The organism is Caballeronia sp. (genome assembly GCF_049581465.1).
Taxonomy (GTDB): domain Bacteria; phylum Pseudomonadota; class Gammaproteobacteria; order Burkholderiales; family Burkholderiaceae; genus Caballeronia.
In genome coordinates, this window is record NZ_JBAUSA010001159.1 from 1 (window position 1) to 2884 (window position 2884).

The 2884-nt window shown below is 58.9% G+C and carries 3 protein-coding genes and 1 pseudogene; 3 read left to right on the plus strand and 1 reads right to left on the minus strand.

Annotated features, from left to right (window positions below):
• The first annotated feature begins 18 nt into the window (after positions 1-18).
• The gene (locus WCA53_RS28310; protein ID WP_423918772.1) at positions 19-990 is read left to right on the plus strand and encodes a potassium channel beta subunit family protein; all 972 of its coding nucleotides are present in this window, start codon (positions 19-21) and stop codon (positions 988-990) included.
• Positions 991-1098: 108 nt separating this feature from the next.
• Positions 1099-1944, plus strand: coding sequence for a 23S rRNA (adenine(2030)-N(6))-methyltransferase RlmJ (locus tag WCA53_RS28315; protein WP_423918768.1), 846 nt, complete (start codon positions 1099-1101; stop codon positions 1942-1944).
• A 12-nt stretch (positions 1945-1956) separates the two neighbouring features.
• On the opposite strand, the gene WCA53_RS28320 is transcribed toward WCA53_RS28315, so the two are convergent.
• Positions 1957-2490 carry a hypothetical protein gene (locus WCA53_RS28320; RefSeq protein WP_423918770.1) on the minus strand — a complete coding sequence of 178 codons (534 nt, stop codon included), beginning with the start codon at positions 2488-2490 and terminating at the stop codon, positions 1957-1959.
• A gap of 131 nt (positions 2491-2621) precedes the next feature.
• Here WCA53_RS28320 and WCA53_RS28325 point away from each other — a divergent pair.
• Positions 2622-2884 (plus strand): annotated as a pseudogene (locus tag WCA53_RS28325) (CopM family metallochaperone); the annotation flags it as partial.

The window sequence follows — 2884 nt, forward strand, 5'->3', positions numbered from 1 at the left end:
GCATTGGAGATCACGAATATGAACTATCGTCGACTAGGACGTTCCGGACTGCAGGTCAGCGAATTGTCGATTGGCTCCTGGGTCACTTACGGCACCCAGGTTGACCACCGCGCAGCCCGCGAGTCGATGGCCGCAGCCCGCGACCACGGCGTCAATTTCTTCGACAACGCCGAGGTGTATTCGAGAGGCAAGTCGGAAGACATCATGGGGCATGCGCTCAAGGAACTGGCGTGGCCACGCGTAAGCTATGTGGTGTCTACCAAGCTCTTCTTCGGCTTGAATGAAGGACCGAATCAGCAGCAGACGCTCAATCGCAAGTATCTTCACAACGCGATCGACGGATCGCTTGCACGCCTGCAACTCGACTACGTCGACCTGGTTTTCTGTCATCGGCCAGATCCGCACACGCCCATCGAGGAAACCGTGTGGGCGATGAGCGACATGATTGCGCGCGGCAAGGCGCTTTATTGGGGCACATCGGAGTGGAGCGCCGACGAAATTCGCGCAGCGTACGACATCGCGGAGAAGCACCATCTGCATAAGCCCGTGATGGAGCAACCCGAATACAATCTTCTGCATCGCAAGCGGGTCGAGGAGGAATATCGACGACTTTACGAAGACATTGGACTGGGCCTGACCACGTGGAGTCCGCTCGCATCCGGCCTGCTTACGGGCAAATATCGCAATGGCGCTCCATCCGGTAGCCGCGCTCAACTCCAGGGCTATGAATGGCTATCGAAGAAGCTTACGGACGAGGGCAAAAACGCCATGGTCGGACGGCTCGCCGCAGTATCCGATCAGCTCGGCTGCTCGCTCGCGCAGCTGTCGCTTGCGTGGATCCTGAAGAATCCGCGTGTCAGCACCGTGATCACGGGCGCGTCGCGCGTGGAGCAAATCCACGAAAACATGAAAGCCATAGACGTGGTGGCCAAGATTACGCCCGAGATCAAGCAACGCATGGAAGCGATTGTCGGCGACGCGTTCGTCTAGGCGGACGCGGGCCGTCGGCTACAATAACCCCCCGTCGCCCTTTCGCCACCGGACAGCTTCTTTAGTCTGGCTCGGCCCGCACTCACCTAGTTTCGTTCATCCACCGCCATGCTCAGTTATCGACACGCCTTTCACGCAGGCAATCACGCAGACGTGCTGAAACACGCCGTCGTCGTGCATTTACTGCGCCACCTCTGCCAGAAAGACAAGGCGTTTTGGTATATCGACACGCACGCCGGTGCAGGGGTCTATTCCCTCGTCGACGGCTACGCCACCAAAACGGGCGAGTCTGAAACCGGCATCGAGCGGCTGTGGGGATTGCGCGACTTGCCTTCTTTTCTCAAGGACTACGTCAATGAAATACGGGCACTCAATAGTGACGGCACCCTGAATTTCTACCCCGGCTCGCCTTATCTGGCCTGGCGACTCATGCGCGAGCAGGACCGGGCGCGCTTGTTCGAACTTCACTCCACCGAAATTGACTTGCTGCGTCACAATTTCCGCGACGCAGGGCGACGCGCCATTCTCTACGAAGGTGATGGCTTCGACGGGATCATCAAGCTGTTGCCGCCGCCGCCGCGGCGAGCGCTTGTGTTAATCGATCCATCGTATGAGGACAAGCGCGATTACGCCCGCACGCTCAATTGTCTTGAAGAGAGCCTTAAACGCTTTGCCACTGGGACTTATGCAGTCTGGTACCCACAGGTGACACGCCTGGAATCGCAGCGCTTCCCCGATCAGTTAAAGCGTGTTCAACCGAAAAACTGGTTGCATGTATCGCTGACCGTGAGCAAGCCGCCCGTCGATGGCTTCGGGCTGTTCGGCAGCGGTATGTTTGTGGTGAACCCGCCCTACACGCTTGTGGCCGCCCTGAAGGAAGCCCTGCCCTATCTCGTCGATAAACTCGGCCAGGACGGCAAGGCAGCGTTCAAGCTGGAGCATCGGGGCGACTGATCGAGGCTCACATCATGCGGGTGGCTTTTTATCCGAACCTGACGGGCTCCGTGTGTCGGAAGACCAACCCGCAGGAATGGGAACGCTTGAAGCCGCCGCAGGCGCCGTGCCACGGGTTTGCGCTGCTTGCCGTGTCGCAATGTGCGTTTGATTAGCGCCTTGTGCATCGTATGCAATGGTCGAATGGGACGGCGCGGAACGCGGTTGATACCGCGAAGCGGCGGACAGTCGGGACCGGGCCGCGGTGGTCGAGCCGTGACTTTGGCCGCCCGGTTGGACCTCGATGTACGGCGAGACCACAATCGTTTGCTGATTTTGCGGCAACTCAGGAAGCGTTGCCAATGTCCGTGCCTGGACCATCCCGGAACCGGTCAAGGGACCGGTCTGCAAAACGGTTCCAGCCGAGCCACCGTGAATTCCCGTCTGCGTATCCAGGACAAGCGGCTGCCCGCCGGCTTGAGCAAGCGCCCCTAGCACCACAAAGCCGCACGCTAGAAAAAGCGCGCCGCATAACGCGTACTTCAATCGCAAACGGTTCGATTTCATGGAACTCCACCCGTTGATTTGAACTGGACGCGTCGGTTTGTTGCGCCAACCGTCATACGAAAAGCGCTTTACCTTACCCCGTTGGCAAGCTTTACGCTACCGGTCTCGAAACTGCCACCGGAGGAGAGGTAATGCGATTCCCGAAAGTCCGTAGTGCATGCATGGCTGTCATCACGCTAGCTTGCTCATTAGCAATATCCGCGGCGTTCGCGCAGACGTCCGCCTCATCGGGGTCCATGCCTGGCATGGAGATGCCTGCCGCAGCCGGTAGCCAGGGTGACACACCGTCGACCTCGGCGTTCCAGGCCGCAGACCACGCGATGATGTCAGGTATGTCTGACGTCCAGTATACGGGTGACGCGGACCGTGATTTTGTCGCTCACATGATTCCGCA